The sequence below is a fragment of the Chroococcus sp. FPU101 genome (assembly GCF_017312365.1).
Lineage (GTDB): Bacteria > Cyanobacteriota > Cyanobacteriia > Cyanobacteriales > Microcystaceae > Chroococcus.
Window position 1 is genome coordinate 49443 of sequence record NZ_BLJI01000025.1, and the last position, 21365, is coordinate 70807.

General features: G+C 39.5%; 18 protein-coding genes and 1 pseudogene. 13 read left to right on the forward strand and 6 right to left on the reverse strand.

What is annotated here, in order from left to right:
* Positions 1–29 precede the first annotated feature (29 nt).
* Positions 30–377, forward strand: a complete 348-nt coding sequence (locus tag CFPU101_RS18185) for a YtxH domain-containing protein (RefSeq protein WP_206816750.1) — start codon at positions 30–32, stop codon at positions 375–377.
* A 5-nt stretch (positions 378–382) separates the two neighbouring features.
* Entirely contained in the window at positions 383–808 is a 426-nt protein-coding gene (locus CFPU101_RS18190; RefSeq protein ID WP_206816751.1) for a hypothetical protein, read from the forward strand.
* A 10-nt stretch (positions 809–818) separates the two neighbouring features.
* Here the strand turns inward: CFPU101_RS18190 and prmA are convergent, their stop codons facing one another.
* Together prmA and serA are read right to left on the reverse strand one after the other, a co-directional pair.
* On the reverse strand, positions 819–1715 hold the full coding sequence (prmA, locus tag CFPU101_RS18195) for a 50S ribosomal protein L11 methyltransferase (RefSeq protein WP_206816752.1): 897 nt from the start codon (positions 1713–1715) through the stop codon (positions 819–821).
* A gap of 8 nt (positions 1716–1723) precedes the next feature.
* The gene (gene serA, locus CFPU101_RS18200; RefSeq protein WP_206816753.1) at positions 1724–3319 is read right to left on the reverse strand and encodes a phosphoglycerate dehydrogenase; all 1596 of its coding nucleotides are present in this window, start codon (positions 3317–3319) and stop codon (positions 1724–1726) included.
* Between the two features lie 455 nt (positions 3320–3774).
* Between serA and cbiD the strand changes: the two genes are divergently transcribed.
* From cbiD to CFPU101_RS18255, 11 genes and pseudogenes are all read left to right on the forward strand, one after another.
* Positions 3775–4887 carry a cobalt-precorrin-5B (C(1))-methyltransferase CbiD gene (cbiD, locus tag CFPU101_RS18205; RefSeq protein WP_206816754.1) on the forward strand — a complete coding sequence of 371 codons (1113 nt, stop codon included), beginning with the start codon at positions 3775–3777 and terminating at the stop codon, positions 4885–4887.
* A gap of 161 nt (positions 4888–5048) precedes the next feature.
* The gene (gene guaA, locus CFPU101_RS18210) at positions 5049–6677 is read left to right on the forward strand and encodes a glutamine-hydrolyzing GMP synthase (RefSeq protein WP_206816755.1); all 1629 of its coding nucleotides are present in this window, start codon (positions 5049–5051) and stop codon (positions 6675–6677) included.
* Between the two features lie 58 nt (positions 6678–6735).
* Entirely contained in the window at positions 6736–7632 is an 897-nt protein-coding gene (locus CFPU101_RS18215; protein WP_206816756.1) for an amino acid ABC transporter substrate-binding protein, read from the forward strand.
* Between the two features lie 153 nt (positions 7633–7785).
* Complete coding sequence (locus CFPU101_RS18220; RefSeq protein WP_374191973.1) at positions 7786–9159, forward strand: LCP family protein; 1374 nt, start codon at positions 7786–7788, stop codon at positions 9157–9159.
* Between the two features lie 29 nt (positions 9160–9188).
* A complete protein-coding gene (locus CFPU101_RS18225) occupies positions 9189–10163 on the forward strand; it encodes a glycosyltransferase family 2 protein (protein ID WP_206816757.1) in 975 nt (324 codons plus the stop codon).
* A gap of 110 nt (positions 10164–10273) precedes the next feature.
* A complete protein-coding gene (gene deoC, locus CFPU101_RS18230) occupies positions 10274–10954 on the forward strand; it encodes a deoxyribose-phosphate aldolase (RefSeq protein WP_206816758.1) in 681 nt (226 codons plus the stop codon).
* Positions 10954–11793, forward strand: coding sequence for a DNA repair protein RecO (recO, locus tag CFPU101_RS18235; RefSeq protein WP_206816759.1), 840 nt, complete (start codon positions 10954–10956; stop codon positions 11791–11793). Before deoC ends, recO begins: the two co-directional genes overlap by 1 nt.
* A 38-nt stretch (positions 11794–11831) precedes the next feature.
* A complete protein-coding gene (locus CFPU101_RS18240; RefSeq protein ID WP_206816760.1) occupies positions 11832–13271 on the forward strand; it encodes an MFS transporter in 1440 nt (479 codons plus the stop codon).
* Positions 13272–13339: 68 nt separating this feature from the next.
* Positions 13340–14497, forward strand: coding sequence for a glycosyltransferase family 4 protein (locus tag CFPU101_RS18245; protein ID WP_206816761.1), 1158 nt, complete (start codon positions 13340–13342; stop codon positions 14495–14497).
* A gap of 55 nt (positions 14498–14552) precedes the next feature.
* Positions 14553–15887 (forward strand): TrkH family potassium uptake protein, encoded by a 1335-nt coding sequence (locus tag CFPU101_RS18250; protein ID WP_206816762.1) that lies wholly within the window; start codon positions 14553–14555, stop codon positions 15885–15887.
* Between the two features lie 32 nt (positions 15888–15919).
* Positions 15920–16608 (forward strand): annotated as a pseudogene (locus CFPU101_RS18255) (TrkA family potassium uptake protein).
* Here the strand turns inward: CFPU101_RS18255 and rsmD are convergent.
* From rsmD to CFPU101_RS18275, 4 genes are all read right to left on the reverse strand, one after another.
* Positions 16601–17134: a 16S rRNA (guanine(966)-N(2))-methyltransferase RsmD gene (rsmD, locus tag CFPU101_RS18260; protein ID WP_206816763.1), complete on the reverse strand. Its 534-nt coding sequence runs from the start codon at positions 17132–17134 to the stop codon at positions 16601–16603. The pseudogene CFPU101_RS18255 and the gene rsmD sit on opposite strands and share 8 nt — an antisense overlap.
* Before the next feature lie 45 nt (positions 17135–17179).
* A complete protein-coding gene (locus CFPU101_RS18265; protein WP_206816764.1) occupies positions 17180–18571 on the reverse strand; it encodes a cytochrome P450 in 1392 nt (463 codons plus the stop codon).
* A 222-nt stretch (positions 18572–18793) separates the two neighbouring features.
* Positions 18794–20419 (reverse strand): ABC transporter substrate-binding protein, encoded by a 1626-nt coding sequence (locus CFPU101_RS18270; RefSeq protein ID WP_206816765.1) that lies wholly within the window; start codon positions 20417–20419, stop codon positions 18794–18796.
* A gap of 64 nt (positions 20420–20483) precedes the next feature.
* Positions 20484–21272, reverse strand: a complete 789-nt coding sequence (locus CFPU101_RS18275; RefSeq protein ID WP_206816766.1) for a hypothetical protein — start codon at positions 21270–21272, stop codon at positions 20484–20486.
* Positions 21273–21365 lie beyond the last annotated feature (93 nt).

Consider the following 21365-nt stretch of genomic DNA (forward strand, 5'->3'; position numbering starts at 1 on the left):
ATGAGAATAAGGCTTTCATAGGTGAAGCAATGTCCAACAAAGATAATAGCGGTTTATTGTTCGCAGGATTGGTAATAGGTGGAGTTTTAGGGACAGTTACAGGACTTCTCATTGCTCCTCGCTCTGGACAAGAAACAAGACGTATTTTAAAAAAATCGGCCGAAGCTTTGCCAGAATTAGCTGAAGATTTATCGAGTACTGTACAATTACAGGCGGATCGTTTATCAGAAACAGCCCGTCGCAATTGGGATGATACCCTAGAACGATTGAAAGATGCGATCGCTGCTGGCATCGAAGCAAGTCAACTCAGTAATTCTATGCAGCAACCCCGTGATATTACTGCCGAATTCACCCCAGTCGATAAACACACCCGATAATTAGCGTGACTGAACCTATCTTTTGGCTTTCTCTGTCTTTACTGTTAGTCGCCGTCAGCTTAACGGCGGTACTGATTGCGGCGATTCCTGCTTTGCAAGAATTAGCGAGGGCTGCTAGAAGTGCCGAAAAGCTTTTCGATACACTACAGCGAGAATTCCCACCCACCTTAGATGCAATTCGTCTAACAGGGCTAGAAATTAGTGAATTAACTGATGATCTTAATGATGGAGTGAAAAGTGCTTCGGGTGTAGTCAGACAAGTCGATCAAAGTTTTAGCAATGCTAGAAAGCAATTAGGGAAAGTTAACCAAGGAACACAAGGCGTTGTTTCTGGTGTTAAAGCAGCGTGGGCTACTTGGCAACGCTACCCCGCACAACGTCATTCAGAATCACTCGAATATCAAAAACAAGGTTTTAAAAAAGAGTCATAGGATACAACGATTAGTTACTACGTCTGACATTAAAACAACACCAATCGTCTTTTTTCCAGATAGTAGCGACGATCCAGCCGTATTGTTGTAGTTTTTCGGCGATCGCTTGGGATTGATTAATTAAAATACCACTTAAAATCATCCAACTCGTCGGTTTAGCTAATTCAGTTAGCTGAGGAATCATGTCTAAAATCACTTCAGCTAGAATGTTACACAAAATCCCATCAACCCCATCGGGAATCAAATCTAGTAATTCTGCGACACTACCTTTATTGATCACGAGTTCATATGGATCAATACGGTTTAAATGACGGTTACTGCGGGCTGATTGAACGGCAAGGGGATCAGTATCGACTGCGTACACTTTTTGCGCCCCTAATAAAACGGCACCAACGGATAAAATACCCGAACCACAACCAATATCTGCAATGACGAATTCACCGACTTGATCAGGAAAAAGACGCATTTCTAGCGATTCTAGGCAAAGTTGGGTGGTTTGATGCGCCCCAGTCCCAAAAGCGACCCCAGGATCGAGCAGAATAATCTTACGATTAGTGTTTTCTGGGGGGGTTAACCATGCAGGAGTGATTAAAAAGCGATCCCCTATTTCGGTAATTTGCCAGTGTTGTTTCCAGCTAATCGCCCAATCTTCCTCATCAATGAGTTTCCATTGCATGAGAGGGGTTGCTACTTCAGCAAGAATTGCATCTTGATTTAACCACAAAGACAAAGCGGCTAAATCTAATAGCTGGACTTGGAATTGGGGAATATAAGCCCTAATTAAAGCCGATGCACCTTTTATTTCGGTTGCGGTTCCCGAACAGCCAAAGCGTTCGAGTCGCCAAAAAATCGACTCTTCTAATTGAGGGACACACAATATTCTGATTTCCCACCAGCTATTAGACATGGCGATCGTTATTTAGAGGGATTAACTAACAATTTAACCGCATAAGCATCACGAATCCCAGAAACTTTAGTAATTTCGGATAACAAACCTTCGGGTAAAGGATCATCCAAACTCACCGCCATTACTGCATCCCCGCGAACAATTTTGCGTCCGACTTGCATACTCGCAATATTAACGTTAAAACTGCCCAAAAGTGAGCCAATTTTACCAATAATACCAGGCATATCGCGGTGGAGGGTGAATAACATATGATTACTCGGTGGGACGTTAATTGGGAAACCATCGAGATCAGTGATCCGAATTTCTCCAGTTGTTAAAAGAACCCCAGTGACGGAATGTTGACCCATTGATCCCCGCGCTTCGAGGTGCAATGATCCAGAATAATCACTCATTTGTGAATCTCTGGTCTCAACAACACGTATGCCGCGTTCTTTGGCTTCAATAGCCGCATTAACATAGTTCACCCGTTCGCGTAAAGCTTGGGAAAGTAATCCTTTAATAGCAGCAACTACAATCGGTTGACTGTCATTACTGGCGAGTTCACCTTGTAGGCTAACATTAAGTAGATCGATGCGTCCTCCTGATAATTGACCAACTAAATTACCTAATGTTTCAGCCAGTTGTAGATAGGGGCGTAATCTTTCCATGACATCGGGCGTTAAACCAGGGATATTCACCGCCGAACGTGCAGGTAATCCTAATAATACATCTCTAATTTGTTCTGCAACATCGATCGCTACGTTGACTTGAGCTTCTTCGGTGGATGCACCCAAATGAGGCGTTAAAATGACATTATTTAGCCCGCGTAGTTTCGATTCGCCTAGAGGTTCTTGTTCAAAAACATCTAATGCTGCACCGCCGATTTTACCTTCTTGGAGTGCTTCAGCTAAAGCATCTTCATCGATAATACCACCGCGAGAACAGTTAATAATGCGGATGGTGGGTTTCATTTTGGCGATCGTTTCTCGGTTGATCAGATGAGTGGTTTCTGGCGTTTTGGGAACGTGAAGCGTCACATAATCAGATTCAGAAAAGAGTATATTTAGATCAACGAGGGTACAACCTAATTGATCGGCCCGTTCTTTGGAAATAAAGGGATCATAGGCAAGTAATTTCATGCCCATTGCTTTTGCTACTGTAGCGACATGAGAACCTATTTTACCAAGTCCTACGACACCTAATGTTTTTTTGTATACTTCTGTGCCAACAAAGCGTTTACGATCCCATTGCTTTTGACAGATCGATTGGTTAGCATCAGGAATATGACGTGATAGGGCTAACATCATGGCTACGGCGTGTTCGGCTGCGGCGATCGTGTTTCCTTCAGGAGAATTAACCACGACAATTCCTTGACGAGTTGCCGATGGTACATCTATATTATCGACTCCTACTCCAGCCCGTCCGATAATTTTTAATTGGGTTCCCGCTTCGATAATTTCTTTGGTGACTCGTGTTCCAGAACGCAGCATCAAAGCATCGTAGTCTGGAATAATTTTAACGAGTTCTTCTTGGGGTAATCCTGTTTTTACGTCTACCTGGGCGACTTGCGAGAGGATATCGATCCCCACTTGATCGATTGGGTCTGAAACAAGAACTTTAGCCATATTGATTTAATCTAGTTAATGAGTCTAATGCTATCTCTTATCATCGACGGGTCTTTTACCGCAGTGGCCCATTGTAACGGTAAAAGGGACACTCTGCGTAGGTTTGTTATGAAAGATTCCATTTGACAAGCGTTATCGAGATTGTCTGGATTACACTTGCTTTATATTTGTATTGAGATATAATCAAAATGCAATCAAGATTAACATTGATTGAGTTTCCCAGTTTAAGCTTCTTTCATTTCATTGGCTAGATAAAGATATAAGCAAGACTCATGATTAATCATGGTGTTCACGGAAATCTAACGGTATCTAAATTTTTATCTAGCTTTTTTTTTTAAAGCCGATGTTTGTTAATATTTTTAAGGTTAGTGGAATGACAAAAAATTAACGCTCCACAAGATCTATCAGATTCATTCCAAGATCACTGTCGTCAAACGATGCCTTTAATCTAAATTATGACTGCTCGGAAAGGATATACTTTACCCGTTTTTGCTTGTGCTTCGGCTATTGCTGCTTTGCGTCATCTTCATCAAGAAATAGTAGAGGATACTGTAACTCTAGATTTAATTGAACCCCATCAAATTGTAGATATTCCTATCGAACAAGTTGCTAAATTAAATCATCATTCGGCATTAGCGATTACTCGTAGTGATCCAGGTGATAATTTAGATCTAACTAAAAATACTCCAATTTGGGCTTTTGTTGAAATAACCGAAAATACTGAACGAATTACCCTCAAAGGGGGAGAAGGAATAGGAATTCAAATTAATCATGAGGGAAAAGCAGCAATTTATAGCTATGCCCAAAAATTACTCCTAGAAAACCTTAAACCCCTTCTAAAACCCGATGAAAGCATCACCGTTACGATTATTTTACCCGAAGGAAAAAACCTAGCCACACGAACGTCTAATGCTGCGTTTGGTGTTGTTGAAGGTTTATCATTACTGGGAACACGAGGCATATCGGAACCTCTCAGCGCACCCGAACAATTAGACGCATATCAAATAGAATTATCGCAAAAAGCCAGAGCGTTTGAAACATTAGTGTTTTGTGTGGGAGAAAATGGCTTAGATTTAGCGCAACAAATGGGCATTAATCCATCACAATTGATTAAAACCGCCAATTGGGTTGGCCCGATGTTGGCCACTGCTGCATTATCAGGAGTTCGAGAGATATTATTATTTGGTTATCACGGTAAACTCATTAAGCTTGCGGGTGGGATTTTTCACACCCATCATCATTTAGCGGATGGACGCTTAGAGATTCTGACGGCTCACTGTGCTAGGGTGGGTTTACCGACACCAATTCTACAAAAAGTGTTCGATAGTGCTACAACAGAAATTGCTTTAAATGTATTGCGAGAAACTGAAAACCATTGGGTAGAATTAGTATATAACGCGATCGCATCTACTATCGATCTACGCTCCCAAGATTATATCTATAAACATACACAGAAAAAGGTTAATGTAGGTTCAATTCTATTTGAGAGAAATCGTTCAATTCTCGTTCAAAGTCGCACTGGAAGCCTGATTAAAGAAAAAGTATGCCAGCAGACAGATGACAAGTAACTAATGTGCTATACTTGTATGAATATCTAATTTTAGTTGTTTTTTGATATGGCTGTTTAAAATTCTATTCTTAAACGGATAGAGAAAAGCTTAAAAGCCAAATTTCTTAATAATAATTTATTTTTTAGTCAACGATTAGCCCTGAACTTTCGTCTGTAGAAGTGACTACTCAAACCCCATCAGTATCGCAAACAACCGAGACTTTGCCTCCAGAGTCTCTGACAACAAGCTTAAATCGTCAAATGATCGTGATCCTAGACTTTGGGTCACAATATTCTGAATTAATTGCCCGTCGTATTCGAGAAACGAGCGTTTATTCAGAGGTTTTATCATATCGCACGACAGCCGAACAATTACAACAACTAAACCCTAAAGGGATTATCCTTTCTGGTGGGCCAAGCTCAGTTTATGATGAAAATGCGCCCCATTGTGATCCGCAGATCTGGCAACTCGGAGTACCTGTGTTAGGAGTTTGCTATGGTATGCAACTCATGGTACAGCAGTTAGGGGGAAAAGTTGAACGAGCGAAAAGAGCAGAATATGGCAAAGCATCGTTACACATTGATGATCCAACCGACTTATTGACTAATGTCGAAAATGGTTCAATTGCATGGATGAGTCATGGAGATTCATGTAAAGAACTTCCCTCTGGATTTGAAATTTTAGCCCATACTGATAATACCGATAGTGCAGCGATCGCACATCATACTAAAAAGCTATTTGGTGTCCAATTTCATCCCGAAGTCGTACACTCCGTCGGTGGAATTGCTTTAATCCGTAACTTTGTCTATCATATCTGTCAATGCGAACCCACATGGACAACTGAAGCGTTTGTCGAAGAATCAGTTCGAGAAATTCGCGCCAAAATCGGGGATAAACGGGTATTATTAGCCCTTTCGGGTGGTGTAGATTCTTCTACCTTAGCATTTTTATTACATCGGGCGATCGGTGATCAACTCACTTGTATGTTTATCGATCAAGGGTTCATGAGAAAAGGAGAACCCGAAAGATTAATGGACATTTTTGCTCAACAGTTTCATATTCCAGTCGTTTATGTTAATGCGCGTCAAAGATTTTTAGCCCAAATTGAAGGTATTACAGATCCCGAAGAAAAACGTAAACGCATTGGACACGAATTTATTCAAGTTTTTGAAGAAGAATCCAATCGTCTTGGCCCTTTTGATTATCTTGCTCAAGGTACATTGTATCCCGATGTCATCGAATCGGCTGATAGTAATGTAGACCCAAAAACGGGTGAACGAGTTGCCGTCAAAATCAAAAGTCATCACAACGTCGGGGGTTTACCCAAAAATCTACGGTTTAAGCTAGTCGAACCCTTGCGGAAACTCTTTAAAGATGAAGTCAGAAAATTAGGTCGATCGATTGGACTCCCTGAAGAGATTGTACGTCGTCATCCCTTCCCAGGTCCGGGTTTAGCCATTCGGATTTTAGGTGAAGTGACAGCCGATAAACTGAATATTCTACGGGATGCGGATTTTATTGTCAGAGATGAAATCAGTAAACAAGGAATGTATCATGATTTCTGGCAAGCTTTTGCGGTATTACTTCCCGTTCGCAGTGTGGGTGTCATGGGAGATCAACGTACCTATGCTTATCCAATTGTCCTACGTTTAGTCAGCAGCGAAGACGGAATGACAGCAGATTGGTCAAGAGTCCCCTACGAACTTCTAGAAATTATCTCAAACCGCATTGTTAATGAAGTCAAAGGCGTTAACCGTGTGGTCTATGATATCACCTCGAAACCCCCTGGCACGATCGAATGGGAATAATTGAAACCTAGAATAATCCTTCATCGTCTCTATCTTTGGTTCATGCTTGGAAAAGACGATGAAAAAGCAACTAACCCTGATCTTATTGAGTTTATTACTCTCGATTTGTCATCAAACCCCCAGTTTAGCGGGAAAAATTCTTGAAAAAATTAGAGAAACGGGAGTTATTACCGCAGGTGCGAGAAAAGATGCGATTCCTTTTGGGTATATTAATCAAAAAGGTCAATGGGTTGGTTACTCTTTGGATATGCTAGAACTGATTCGACAACAAGCAGAAAAACAATTAGGAAAACCGATTAAATTACAGTTAGTGGAAGTTACTCCGCAAAACCGTTTTGAAAAACTCAAAAATGGCAGCATTGATTTAGAATGTGGTTCGACAACCTTTACATGGAACCGAGAAAAAGAAGTTGATTTCTCAGTCAGTTATTTTGCAAGTGGTACACAAGTATTAACTAAAAAAGACAGTGGTCTAAATGAGATAGAATCTTTAGCAGGAAAACGAATCGGAGTCATTCCTGAAACAACTAACGAAAAGGTCATTCAATCTCAACAACCTGCCGCACAATTAGTTAAAGTCAAAGATCGAATGGAGGGTTTAAAAAAACTAGAACAAGGTGAAATCGATGGTTTTGCCAGTGATGGAATTGTACTAGAAGGACTCAAAAAAACAGCACCTAATTCCGAAATGTTGGAAATTGTCCCAAACTATCCTTTTTTATATGAGTCTTATGCTTGTACGGTTCCCCATGATGAATCCGAATGGAGAGACTTAGTTAATTATAGTCTGATTAAATTTATGGAAGGAATTGTCACCGATCAGCAAAATATGGTCGTGATTTATGATAAATGGTTTGGTGAGGATGGCGAAGTACCTTACCCACGTGAAACAATGAATACATATTTTCAAGGAATTGTCAATACCTATGAATGGATTCCCATTGTTGAGTATTAAAGTGTTTTGAGTTACTGTTCTTAAAAATGAATAATCTATAATAATCGCTAAAATAGAGTCAGAAAACCTCATAAACGCTAATAACTGCTTCTATCATCTGTATTAGTGAGAAAAACGCCTTTCTTTAGCCCTTTTGAGCAAAAAATAATATTTGTGGCCAAATCAAAAACCAGTAAATCAACTCCAAAATCTTCTTTTAGATGGCTATTCCTCGGTTTAGGATTAACCAGTTTAGCCATTCTTTCAGCCACCGCAGGCGCGATTTTAGCCGTTTCTCTATCTTCTACCCCATTGCGGCAAGCTAAATTATCACCCGAACAAGAAGCCGTTTTTGGACAAAAAGAAACAATTTCCTATAGCAATTTACAGATCCCACAATTAAGCCGATCGGTCAATATCTTAGTATTAGGAACAAAGGTACTAACCTCAGATGTGACGAATGCACCCGAAAAAGAACAAGACTTAGGCTATCATGCTTTAGTCAATTCCTTTGAAGGGCTGACAGATACGATGCTCTTACTTCGGTTTGACCCACAAGAAGGCAAATTAAACGTCTTATCGCTTCCTAGAGATACACAAGCTTATATTGAAGGGCATGGACTACGGAAAATTAATGAGGCTAATAGTTATGGTGGGCCTGCATTAGCCGCAGAAACCGTAAGTAATCTTTTAGATGGAGTTGCAATCGATCGCTATGTTCGTATTAATGTACAAGGGATCGAAAAACTGGTCGATGCTTTGGGTGGGGTAACGGTTTATGTCCCCAGAGACATGAAATATAATGATTTTAGTCAACATCTTTATATTAATCTTAAAGCAGGAAAACAGCGTTTAAACGGCGAAAAAGCGATTCAGTTTTTGCGATTTCGCTACGATGAATATGGTGATATTGGTAGAGTTCAACGACAACAAACTTTAATGAGGGCAATTATTGAACAGGCCTTAAAACCGCAAACTCTTCTCAGAATTCCCGACATCTTAAAAGTAACACAAGCTCATTTAGATACCAATTTAACATTAGAAGAATTAGTAGCTTTAGCAGGTTTTGCTGCACAAACCAAACGCTCAGATGTGCAAATGCTTATGTTACCCGGTGAGTTTAACGGTGATGGTAGACAAGGGGTTAGCTATTGGTTACCCAACTTAGAAAAAATTCAAAATTTAGCGGCGCAATATTTCAATCAAGGCTACCGCACAGAAAATTTAAAAGAACCCGCACAATTAAATATAGCCGTTCAAGATAGTATAGATAATCCAGAAGCTGCCCAAGTAATGGTGAATTATCTTAAAAAAGCAGGTTATCCCAATGTGTATCTCAGTCGTAACACACTAGAACCTTTAAAAGAGACACGTATTATCATTCAAAAAGGCGATGATACAGGTGCTGCAGAATTAAGGGCAGCCGTTGGAATAGGAGAAGTCTTAGTAGAAAGTACGGGTAATATATCATCCGATTTTACCATTCAGTTAGGTCAAGATTGGCCCGAAAAAGCAGCTACATTAAGTGAGAACACTAACAATTATTAAGACACCACCCAGTTGTAAGATCTGGGTTGATGCGTCGTTTAAGCGAGCCTAAAACTGTGATTGTTCCTCAATACTCTCTGATTATCCCTATCTATAACGAAGAAGAAAATATTACTGAGTTATATCGTCGTGTTAGTGCATTGATGGATCAATTGGATAACTCAGTCGAATTAATTCTGATTAATGATGGTAGCCGCGATCGCTCTCTCCTGATGATGCGAGAATTGCATCACAAAGATCCAAGAGTCTGTTATCTCAGTTTAGCCCGTAACTTTGGTCATCAAGTCGCCGTCACAGCAGGCTTAAATTTTGCCAGAGGACAAGCCATTATTATACTCGACGCAGATTTACAAGATCCACCCGAATTAATCCCCCAAATGCTCGAAAAATGGCGACAGGGCTATCATGTTGTCTATGCTCAACGGATTAAACGTCATCGAGAAAGTTGGTTTAAACGGTTTACTGCTTATGTTTTCTATCGTCTGTTGCGTCGATTGGCAGATGTTGATATTCCAGCAGATACAGGCGATTTTTGTTTAATGGATCGCAGAATTGTCGATCTCATCAATTCCATGCCCGAACGCAGCCGCTACATACGTGGATTACGCGCTTGGATAGGTTTTCAACAAACAGCAGTCAAGTATGAACGAGATCCCCGTTTTGCGGGTGAGGTTAAATATACCTTTCGTAAATCCTTATCTTTAGCTCTTAATAGTTTAATTGCTTTTTCTCGCGTTCCCTTGCGTCTTTCGATTTATCTTGGTTTATTTTCGGCTTTTTTATCGGCTTGTATGGCATTATTAGTTCTTTACTGGCGTTTACATCAACCTGATTCCTCATTAACAGGTTTTGCTACGATTTTGATTGCAATCTTTTTTTTGGGTTCAGTGCAGTTGATTAGTATTGGTATTTTAGGCGAATATATTGGGCGAATTTACGAAGAAGTCAAAGGACGACCGATTTATGCACTCGCTGAAATCGCTGGTTTTGACCCGTATTCATAATGTATTAGTCAAAATAAATGAAATAAAGTCAAAAAAAATGAGCATCGCGTCATACCATAAGTGATCATCAGATTCCTTATAATAGAAAAAGACACAATTAACAATTATTTATGGTTGGAGCAGATTTAGACATTGATCTAGCAGCGTTTATTGATCATGCTTTACTGATTCCGACAGCAACACCCGAACAAGTCGAACAGTATTGCGCCCAAGCGGATCAATTTCATTTTCCCACCGTCTGTGTATATCCATCGGCAGTTAAACAAGCAGTACAGTTACTACACGGACGAAAAACGAAAGTTTGTGCGGTGATTGGTTTTCCTAGTGGGGCCACAACTTCGGGGATAAAACGATATGAAGCACAAGAAGCAAGCGAAAACGGTGCAACAGAATTAGATGTAGTGATTAATCTCGGATGGGTAAAATCGGGACGCTCAGAAGAATTATATCGAGAGATGGCATCAATTTGTGAAGAAACTGGACAAACCGTCAAAGCCATTTTAGAAACCGCTTTACTAACTGATACTGAAAAACGACTCGCAGCAGAAGTGTGTATGGATGCGGGAGTAGAATACTTAAAAACCAGTACGGGATGGTTTGGGGGTGCGACGGTATCCGATGTGCGATTTTTACGCGATATTTCTAAAGGACAGGTCAAAATCAAAGCATCGGGCGGTATTCGGACAGTCGAACAAGCGATCGCACTAATTGAAGCGGGGGCTAGTCGTTTAGGGACATCTCGTGGAGTTGAGTTAGTCCATCAGCAACAAAACTTAGAAAGACCAACTTAATGAGCAATACCTATCAAGCAACTGGAATTATTCTTAAAGGAATGCCCCTAGGAGAAGCCGATCGTTTGGTGACCATTTTAACATCAGAATATGGCTTAGTGCGTGCCGTCGTACCAGGGGCTAGAAAACATAAATCCTCTTTGCGGGGAAGAAGTGAATTATTTGTTGTTAATCAGTTGTTAATTGCTAAAGGGCGATCCCTCGATAAAGTGACCCAAGCTGATACAGTAGAATCCTACCCCAAATTAAGCAAAGATTTAGGCAAATTAACCGCGAGTCAATATCTAGCTGAACTCGTTCTGGGAATCGCTTTAAGTGAACAACCCCAAACTGAACTTTATCAACTCTTGCGCGAACATTTACGACGCATTGAAAACCTATCCGATGAAGGTGAATTATTACCCCATTTGACACAGGCCCTTTTTCACCTTTTGGTCATTGCAGGAATTGGGCCACAAGTTCAATCTTGTTGTGTCACTCGACAAGAAATCGAGCCAGATTTTACCGATTTACAATGGCGATTTGGCTTTAGTTTAGAAGCAGGGGGAGCCATCCAACTGTTATCAAAGCGACAACAAGAGCGAGAAAGTACGGAAAATTTAGTGTTACCTAAAATTCATACACGACTAGGAGCAGTAGAATTAACTATATTGCAGAATTTAGGGAAACAGTTTCTTCCCGTATGGACGCAACTTTTACCGAAAAATCTGTCTAAAAATTTTTCCGATCTAGCATGGCTTAAGATCGAACGATTACTTAGGGATTATGCAGAATATCACTTAGGGTACTCGTTTCGATCTACCTCAATGATTGATAATTTATATTCTTTAGACTTTTAAAATTATAAAACAGTGATCGAGCCTATCCTGTAACTCAGATGACACAAATTGATTCTAGACCTCCCGCATCTTCTGAACAATCTATGGTTCAACCTCCCTCGTCTGATTCATCTTCTCAAGGATTTAGGCCAGTTTTGTCCAATGGTCGATTTATCATTTTATGGTCGGGTCAGCTTTTTTCGCAAATTGCCGATCGGATTTACCTTGTTTTAATGATTGCTCTAGTAGCAGGTCATTTTCAAGCCCCAGGACAGCCAATTAGTGGATGGGTATCTGCGATTATGATTGCTTTTACCATTCCCGCGGTGTTATTCGGTTCCTTAGCGGGTGTTTATGTCGATCGCTGGTCAAAAAAAGCCGTTATGGTTGTTTCTAACCTAGCACGAGGTCTATTAGTTTTGACAATACCGCCCCTGTTATGGATAGCTGATGGTCAAAAAATCGCAATCCCTCTATTCTGGCTACCCGAATCTTGGCGACATTGGCAATATCAACCTCAAGAAGCGTTTCATGTCCCGATCGGATTTGTCATTTTATTAGTACAAACCTTCACAGCTTCAACCATTACCCAATTTTTTGCCCCTGCCGAACAAGCAACAATTCCTCTATTAGTCAAGCGTCGTCATCTTCTCCCTGCTAATTCCCTCTTCACAACAACGATGATGGGAACTTTAATTCTGGGTTTTGCCATTGGAGAACCTTTACTTGGATTAGCGGGTCAAATTGCTCATGCGGTGAAGATTCCCTGGGATATGGGTAAAGTTTTAGTCGTCGGTGGGTCGTATACGATCGCAGGAATTATTTTACTATTGTTACGGGTTAAAGAAAAAGATATTTATATTAATACTGAACGACCTCATCCGCTAGAAGATATTCGAGATGGCATTAAGTATCTCAATGATAATAGACGAGTTCGCAATGCTTTAATCCAATTAATCATTCTTTTCTCGATTTTTGCTGCATTATCGGTTTTAGCGGTCAGATTAGCGGAATTAGTACCAGGACTAAAAGCCGATCAGTTTGGCTTTATTTTAGCTGTTGGTGGCGTAGGAATTGCGATCGGAGCAGCGATTGTGGGTAACTTAGGCTCAAAAATCCCACCGCTTTATCTCAATCTCTGGGGATCAATTGGGATTGGTGCCTCTTTAATTTTAATGTCTCTATCGACTCAGAGTTTGGGACTAGCCCTATTATCCACAACTCTATTAGGCTTATTTGCCGCTTTAGTGGCAATTCCGATGCAAACAGCCATCCAAGCAGAAACCCCCTCAGATATGCGGGGAAAAGTCTTTGGATTACAAAATAATGCGGTTAATATTGCCCTCTCTTTACCCTTAGCTTTAGCAGGGATTGCTGAAACACGTTTTGGACTTAGTTCGGTCTTGTTAAGTTTAGCTACAATCTCGATTGTTGGCGGTCTTGTCTCGTGGTATATGTCTTTATCGAGTGTGACACGCCCCAACAAGGTTGACAAGTAATCAGTAAAAGGTGTCATATATATTTGTTAAATCTTTTTTATTTAAACTTTATTACGGCTAATATTTGAATGCACATCGCTTGGTTAGGCAAAAAATCCCCTTTCTGTGGTAACGTCACCTATGGTCGAGAAGTAACGAATGCTTTGTTAGACCGAGGTCATCAAGTTAGTTTTTTCCATTTCGCGCAAGAAGAATCGACGGATGAGAACTGGCCCGAATGTCCTGAAGTGTTTCTGCCTTTTTTGTACAAATCTCAGGTCTACACCATTCCTAGCTTAAAATCAAGCAAGGTTTTAAGCGAGTCTCTAAAAGAACTTAAACCCGATATTGTTCATGCGTCTTTGACTCTTTCTCCGCTTGATTTTCGCTTACCTGAAATCTGTGAGGAACTTGATTTACCTTTAGTCGCTACTTTTCATACGCCTTTTGATGGCAAATTCCGCAATATCAAAGCCAGTACCCAACAATTGTTAGCCTATCAGTTGTATGCTCCTTTTTTGGCTAATTACGATCGCGTGATTGTTTTTTCTCATGTACAACGGGAATTATTAGGGAAGCTTGGACTTGCCTCCGAACAAGTCGCCGTCATTCCTAATGGGGTTGATGTCCAAAAATATACGCCTGCTTCATCATTCGTTAAAAAGCATCATTTTCACGCGAAACACTTGTTTGTTTATCTCGGACGAATTGCGCCAGAGAAGAATATAGAATCGCTTCTCAAGGCTTGGCGGTTAGCCAATATGTCCTCAGACTGTAAATTACTATTGATTGGTGACGGGCCACTTGCCACTGCACTAAAACCGTTTTATGGGGAAGAACACGGCATCCATTGGCTAGGAGTAGTAGCCGATGAACAGAAACGCATCGAACTCTTACAGGCGGCTGATGTCTTTGTATTGCCCTCTTTAGTTGAAGGATTATCAATTTCTTTATTAGAAGCGATGGCTTGCGGTAAAGCTTGTTTAGCGACGGATGCGGGGGCCGATGGTGAGGTTCTCGAAAATGGTGCAGGAGTAATTTTAAGTACCCAAGGGGTCACCACTCAGCTAAAAACCCTGTTACCTTTGTTTCGTGACCATCCAGAGTTAGTTAATTTATTGGGACAAAAAGCACGTCAACGGGTTCTAGAACGTTATACTCTTAGTCAGAATATTAGCCAACTCGAAAAACTTTATCTTGAAGTGTTACAAAAAAAACAAACTTCTTTATTTAGTAAATTGTATTAAATTAATTAAAAATAGGGTGCTACTTAATTGTTTTGAGCAAATAATCTATAATTAAATGACAATTTCTCGCACAGTTTGTTTAGGATTTATCGCCGTTATTCTTGTAGGAACTATTTTACTAGAGTTACCCTTTTCTACCAGTAGTGGTAATTGGAATAGTCCCTTGGTTGCTCTTTTTACTTCTACTTCTGCGGTCTGTGTAACGGGATTAAATGTAGTCGATCCAGGGAGTCATTTTTCTTTTTTTGGACAGCTAATTATTATGCTGCTCATTCAAGTCGGCGGTCTAGGATATATGACCATGAACACTTTACTAATGATTTTACTAAGAAGAAAATTTGACCTTAGACAAAAGTTAGCTATTCAAGAATCTTTTGATCGACCTTTTTTACAAGGAAGTCGCAATTTAATTAAATCAATTGTGGCAATTACTCTAATTTTTGAGCTAACAGCAACGTTTATTTTAATACCTTTTTTTGGTCAACAATATAATTTTCGTCAAGCAACCTGGTTAGCTCTTTTTCATAGTGTAAGTGCTTTTAATAATGCGGGCTTCGGCTTGTTTAAAGATAATTTTATATCTTATAATTCATCGATTGTAATTAATATTGTGATTGCACTATTAATTATTTTTGGTGGAATTGGCTATCAAGTCATTATTGAGTTCTATTTATGGTTTATTAATCGTTTTAAAGACAAAAGACGGAATTTTGATTTTTCTTTAAACTATAAAGTTGTTGTTAGTACAACCATATTTTTACTAATTTTTGGAACTCTAGCTTTATTCTTCGTAGAATATCATAATCCAGATACGATCGCTGGCATGAATTTTAAAGATAAATTCCTCGCCGCTTGGTTTCAATCCGTTGTTAGTAGAACGGCTGGTTTTAATACTATTGATATTGGAAAAATGACCTTAGAAGGTTTATTAATTATTATGGGATTAATGTTTGTTGGTGCAGGGCCAGGCGGTACGGGAGGAGGGGTTAAAGTCACAACTTTTCGCATTTTGAGCAGCAGTACAAGGGCTGTTTTACAAGGAAAAGAAGAAGTCGTTTTATATCAAAGAGAAGTCCCAATCCCACTAATTTTAAAAGCGATCGCGGTAATTTTTGGCTCAGTTATTGCAATTATTGCTGCATCTTTAGCTATCTCGATGATGGAAAATGATTTTAATGGAATACAGATATTATTTGAAGTCATTTCCGCCTTTGCAACGGTGGGACTTTCAACAGGAATTACTGGAGCTTTATCGCCTATCTCGCAATTAGTTATTATTGTGATGATGTATATCGGAAGGGTTGGGGTTGTTCTGTTGATGGCTGCAATTGTTGGTGATCCAAAGCCCAATGTAATCAATTTTCCTGAAGAAAATTTACTGGTCGGTTAAACTTTTTTTGAAATATAAGGTAGGTTTCTCAAATGCAAAAGTTTAGTTTTTTTAATAATATGCGCTCCTCGGGCCGTCAGTTTGCTGTCTTGGCTTAGGTCGTTTTGGTCGTGCTGCTTCTGAAACATTGCGTAAACTTGGTTATCAAGTATTAGGAACAGATATTGATCAAGGTTTAGTCGCTCAGGCTCTCGATGACCGAATTGTTGATAATGCCATTCAACTCGATTCTACTAAATCAAATGCACTAAGAGCAGCAGGCGTTTTTGAAGTAGATACGGTAATTGTTGCTATTGGAAAATATGTAGAAGAAAGTATTATTACAACTCTCAATCTAAAAGAAGCAGGTGTTAACTTGGTGGTAGCCAAAGCGTCCTCAGAAATTCATGAAAAACTGTTAAAAAGAGTCGGCGCAGATTTAGTCGTTTTCCCAGAATATGATGCTGGATGTGAGTTAGCTTATCGTATTACTAAACCAGCTATTCTAGAACGTTTTGAATTAGATCCTGAAAGTAGTATTGTTGAAATTCGAGTCCCTGAAACTTTTAGCGGCAAAACCATTGAAGAATTACAACTACGAAATAAATATGGTTTAAATGTATTAGCGATTGGAGATGCTAAACGATTTAAAATTAATCCTAGTCCCCAAGAACGTCTCTGCAAAGATGCTTGTATCGTGGTTATTGGCTCAAATCGAGATATTGAGCGTTTACCTATCTAAAATAAAACGTTAAAGCCGTATTGCCGTAAATCTTTTCTCGACTAATAGTTAAACCCTCAATTTCACTGGCTTTCCACTGTTTCGGATGGTGTTCGACGGCAATTTCACCATTAGGCGATAATAGATCATATTGTACGATCGCTTTTAACACCCCTTCGTACAGTTTACTAGCATAGGGAGGGTCGAAATAAATTCGATCAAATTGTTCACCTGTTAAACTTCCTATTTTATTTATAACATCTCCCTTAATAACCTGAAAGTTTTGATTTTCTGTCGCCACCGTTTGCCAATTTTGTTGGATAATCTTACACGCGGCCCCATTTTGTTCAATACCAACCACAAGTTCAGCATCACGACATAACGCTTCTGCTCCCATTGAACCACTACCCGCACACAAATCTAACCACCGACATCCGCTTATTTCCCCTTGCCAAATATTAAATAAAGCTTCTCGTACTCTTGCTAATGTGGGACGCGTCAAATCTCCAGATAGGGTCTTAAGCTGTCGGTTTCCGTAAATTCTCATTATTTTAAGAGGGTTTGGATACCCTACCCCTGCAGCTTTTATTGATTAAACACCAACTAAGTTATTTTGCTCAATAGAAGATGCTAATAACTCCCGTTGACCTTTCATAATCATTTTGACCCCTTTACTTGGTGCTAGGGTGACCCCACGACGACGGGGATATTCTGGTTTTTGGTCAGCTAAAGCTAATTCATAACGCGATAAAATTGTTGCAATTACTAACTTCATTTCAAACATCGCTAAAGCTTCTCCAATACAGCGACGCGCACCACCCCCAAACGGCATAAATTCATATGGTGTAAACTGTCGTTGCTCAAAGCGTTCGGGTTTAAATTGTTTACTATCTGGATAAAGATCAGGACGATGATGAGTTAGATAGATACATCCTGCCACTGCTACACCTGGCTCTAGATGATATCCCATGACTTCTACAGGTTCCTCGACAATTCTCGGAAACGTTAGCATACCTACGGGATAAATTCTCAGAGTTTCGTTACAAACGGCAGTGAGATAGGGTAAACGCGCAATATCAATCGGATTTGGATTTGTTCTGAGTGTAGCAAGTTCCTGTAAGATTTTTTCTTTAATTTCAGGATGATGATGTGTCCAATATAACGCCCAAGACATTGCGGTTGCTGTTGTTTCATGTCCTGCAAACAGAAGTGTAATCAATTCATCGCGTAATTCTTGATCACTCATTGGTTGCCCTCCTTCATCTCGTGCCGACATGAGTAGGGATAAAATATCGGTACGGTTTGAATTAGGATTTTCTCGACGTTCGGCTATTTCGGCATAAAGCAGACTATCTATTGTGTGCTGTGTCCGCATATATTTGCCCCACGGACTCCAAGGGCCGTAATCTTTTTGTAGGGAAGGAAAGAATAAAATAGCCGCCATCGATGACATCCGAAAGATATCTAACATCGAAGTAAGAAGATTTTTGAGTTCTTGATATCGTTCTCCTTCATGCAGCCCGAAAACTGTTTCGATAATAACTTGTAGCGAAATGGACTGCATTTCATCACGAGCAATAAAAACTTGATTTTGCGGTAGACTATCCATGATCTTTTGTGTAATCTTAAGGATCGAGTCTGCATAGGATCGCATTCTTTCGCCATGAAACGGAGGTAGTAGCAGTTGACGACGTTTTTTATGACGATCGCCACTTAACATCATAACGGAATAGTCACCTACTAATGGTTGAATAATTCGGTTAGCTTCTCCTGGTGCTGAAAATTGTTTACGATCATTCGTTAAAATTTGTTGTATGGCTTCGGGATGATGGACAAAGACAAACCGTTCTGTAGACAGACCATTGGAGATGAAAATATCAGGAAAATCTTTCGCTGTTTGTTCCATATAACCAATTGGATCTAATATCCATTGAATTAATTGGAATAAAGGCAGTGTTTTCGGCCCAGATAAAGATTTACTCATAAGTATTAAATTGAAGGGTTAAATAAATATATATAAAGTCTATTGCTATTTTTATTGTAACTTTTCTTTATATTGCTTAGGTGGGATAGAACCCACCCTAAATTATATCTATATTGTTGAAGCCATTGTACGATGCTCGATTTTTGTGCCTAATCTTCAACAAAGTCAGCGACAAGCATTAAAATGTATTTGCCAGACATGGTTTCAAACCTCCTATTAAATTTAACTCGCTTGTATCGTCCAAAATGGGGTCAGTTGGTTAGGGTTAAGAATCATTCCTTTAATTTTATTTTGTACGAAAGCATAATCTTTACTTTGCCATAGAGGAATGTAAGGGACTTCTTGGGCGAGAATATCTTGTATTTGAGAAAAAATAGCTTTACGTTTTATCGGATCTTGTTCTTGGCGTTGTTGTTCGATTAAAGTGTTGATACGATCACTATAAAAAAATGATCCCTGACTTTGTGATCCACCTTCTTTACATCCATCGTTAGCGGAACCAGATGAACAACTCAAAAAAGGTTGAATATAATTATCGGCATCTAAAAAATCTGGATACCAATTTGAAAGGGCAGAACTATATAACCCCTGACTCACATTTTTAAAATAGGCTGCCGAAGCGATGCTATTGGGTTGAAACTGTATCATATCTTCTAAATCACGTTTTGCCAAAGCCTTCAAAACACCTGCCACCATCGAAGCAGTAACGGAACTCGAAGAGTGCCAAATTTCTACAATTGCGGGGTTTTCTGGACTAAAACCAGCACCTTTTAGATATTGTTTCGCTTTTTCGACCTGATGATCTCCGTATGCTTCCTCAAACACGGGTTTATACACATCGAAGGTTTTTGGAACCATACTGTATAAAGGTTCACCTTGTCCTTGTAAAATTCTCTCATTTAATAGAGGACGATCAATTAAAGATGCGATCGCTTTTCTAACTGCTTTTTCTTTTAAGGGTTCTGTTTTGACATTAAGGGCTAAAAAACTAATTGCTGTTCCCGATGCTTCGATGGTTTGCCATTTGCCCTCATTTGCTTCGGTTTGTAGTTTTCTGACCTGTGGAGCCTGTAAACTTTGATAAGCTACATCTACGGTACCTGTCCGAAACGCATTAAATAAATTTGCAGGGTTTCCTAAATAGATTTGTACAGTAATTCCTTTATTTTTCGGTTTTGCGCCCCAATATTGCTCAAATGCGGCTAATTTCAGCGAGTCGTTTTTGACATCCACTAATTTATAAGGCCCAGTTCCGACAAATTGATCGGGAACAAATTTCCCTTCTCCAATTTCATAGGCTTTGGGTGAGACTGCACAAGCCCCAGGGAAGGCGAGTAGTGCAGGAAAGGCAGCAAAAGGAGTTTTTAGCTTAATCTGAATTTCATCATCTTTGATTGCTTCTACTTTTTCAATCGCATCAGAGAGTAAAAAAGAGGGTTCGCCACCATTTTCGATAAAGCGTCTGAGGGAGAAAACCATCGCCTCAGCATTAAAAGGCGTACCATCATGAAAAATGATTCCCTTTCTGACTGGAATCGTATAAATTAGCCCATCTGCACTAATTTTCGGCATCTCGCGGGCTAATAAAGGAATGAGCTTGGTTGTTCCAGGTTCATAGGTGTAGAGAGTTTCCCCCAGATTGTAACTCAACATCATGCCTGCAAGTTCGTAATTATCGGCAGGATCGAGGGTTCTGGTTTTAAGGGTTGTGCCAATGGTAATAACCCCATTTTGATTCACTTGGGCAGGAGGTTGCGAGTTTTGGGGGGAATGACACCCGACAGTGACAGCAACACAGAAAAGAAACAGTACCAGTAATTTTCCTAGATGAGATAGACCGATTTTCATGTTTAATAGGGTCAAGTTAAGATCTTAATGTGTTTGACTCTCATCAGGTGGTTTGAAGTTTCTACTATTTGGGTTGAGCAAAAATTGGCTTTATTCTGGAACGAATTGCATAAATCCATGATTCTACTTTTCTGCGTCGCTTAAACCATTGGGGATGAGCAATATAATGATAACAGCTATTCGGATTGACGGCTTGTACGCTGTATCCTAGCTGTTGGATTTTTTTTGAAAAGGCAATTTCAGATGCGATCGCTTCACCATAATTATTACCTATCATAAACCCGTCTACTTTTTCTAGAATAGCGCGAGAAGTAAACAAAATAACTGACTGTAAATGTTCTGCTGTTTTGCCTTCAGAAATATTATGTAAAGCTAAAAATTTTCTGTAGAAATCAACTCTTTTTATAGGTTCACCATTAAAAACATGATCTCGATGCAATCCATTATAGTTAGACTGTACCAATTCCTCCCAAGTACATTCCCAGTTCATACTTTCACCCAAAAGACCTAGATTAGTATTTTGGGTGAAACGATCTACAAAAACTTTAAGCCAGTTTTCACGAACAAGAAAACAGTCATCTTGTAGAAATAAATAATAATCATAATCGGGAAGTTTTCGCCATCCACAATCCCATGCACCTAGATTAAATCCTTTATTTTCTCTAACTAAAAATTTAATTTGTTTAGAATTTAACTTAAGTGATAAGTCTGCAGGTTTTAGCTGTTCGGTATTACAAACAATAGCTATATCAAAAGAGACACCCGCTTTAATCTCATCAATTTGCTTGATTAGATTTAGCAGAGGTTTAACACTTCTCTCGCTATAAAATGAAATAATGACAAGATTACTCATACTCAATAATACTTTATCATTTCTTTTTTATGGATCACACCTAATTTTGGCTATTTTCTGTAAAATTTAAAAGCTAAGTAGGTGGTCAGAATT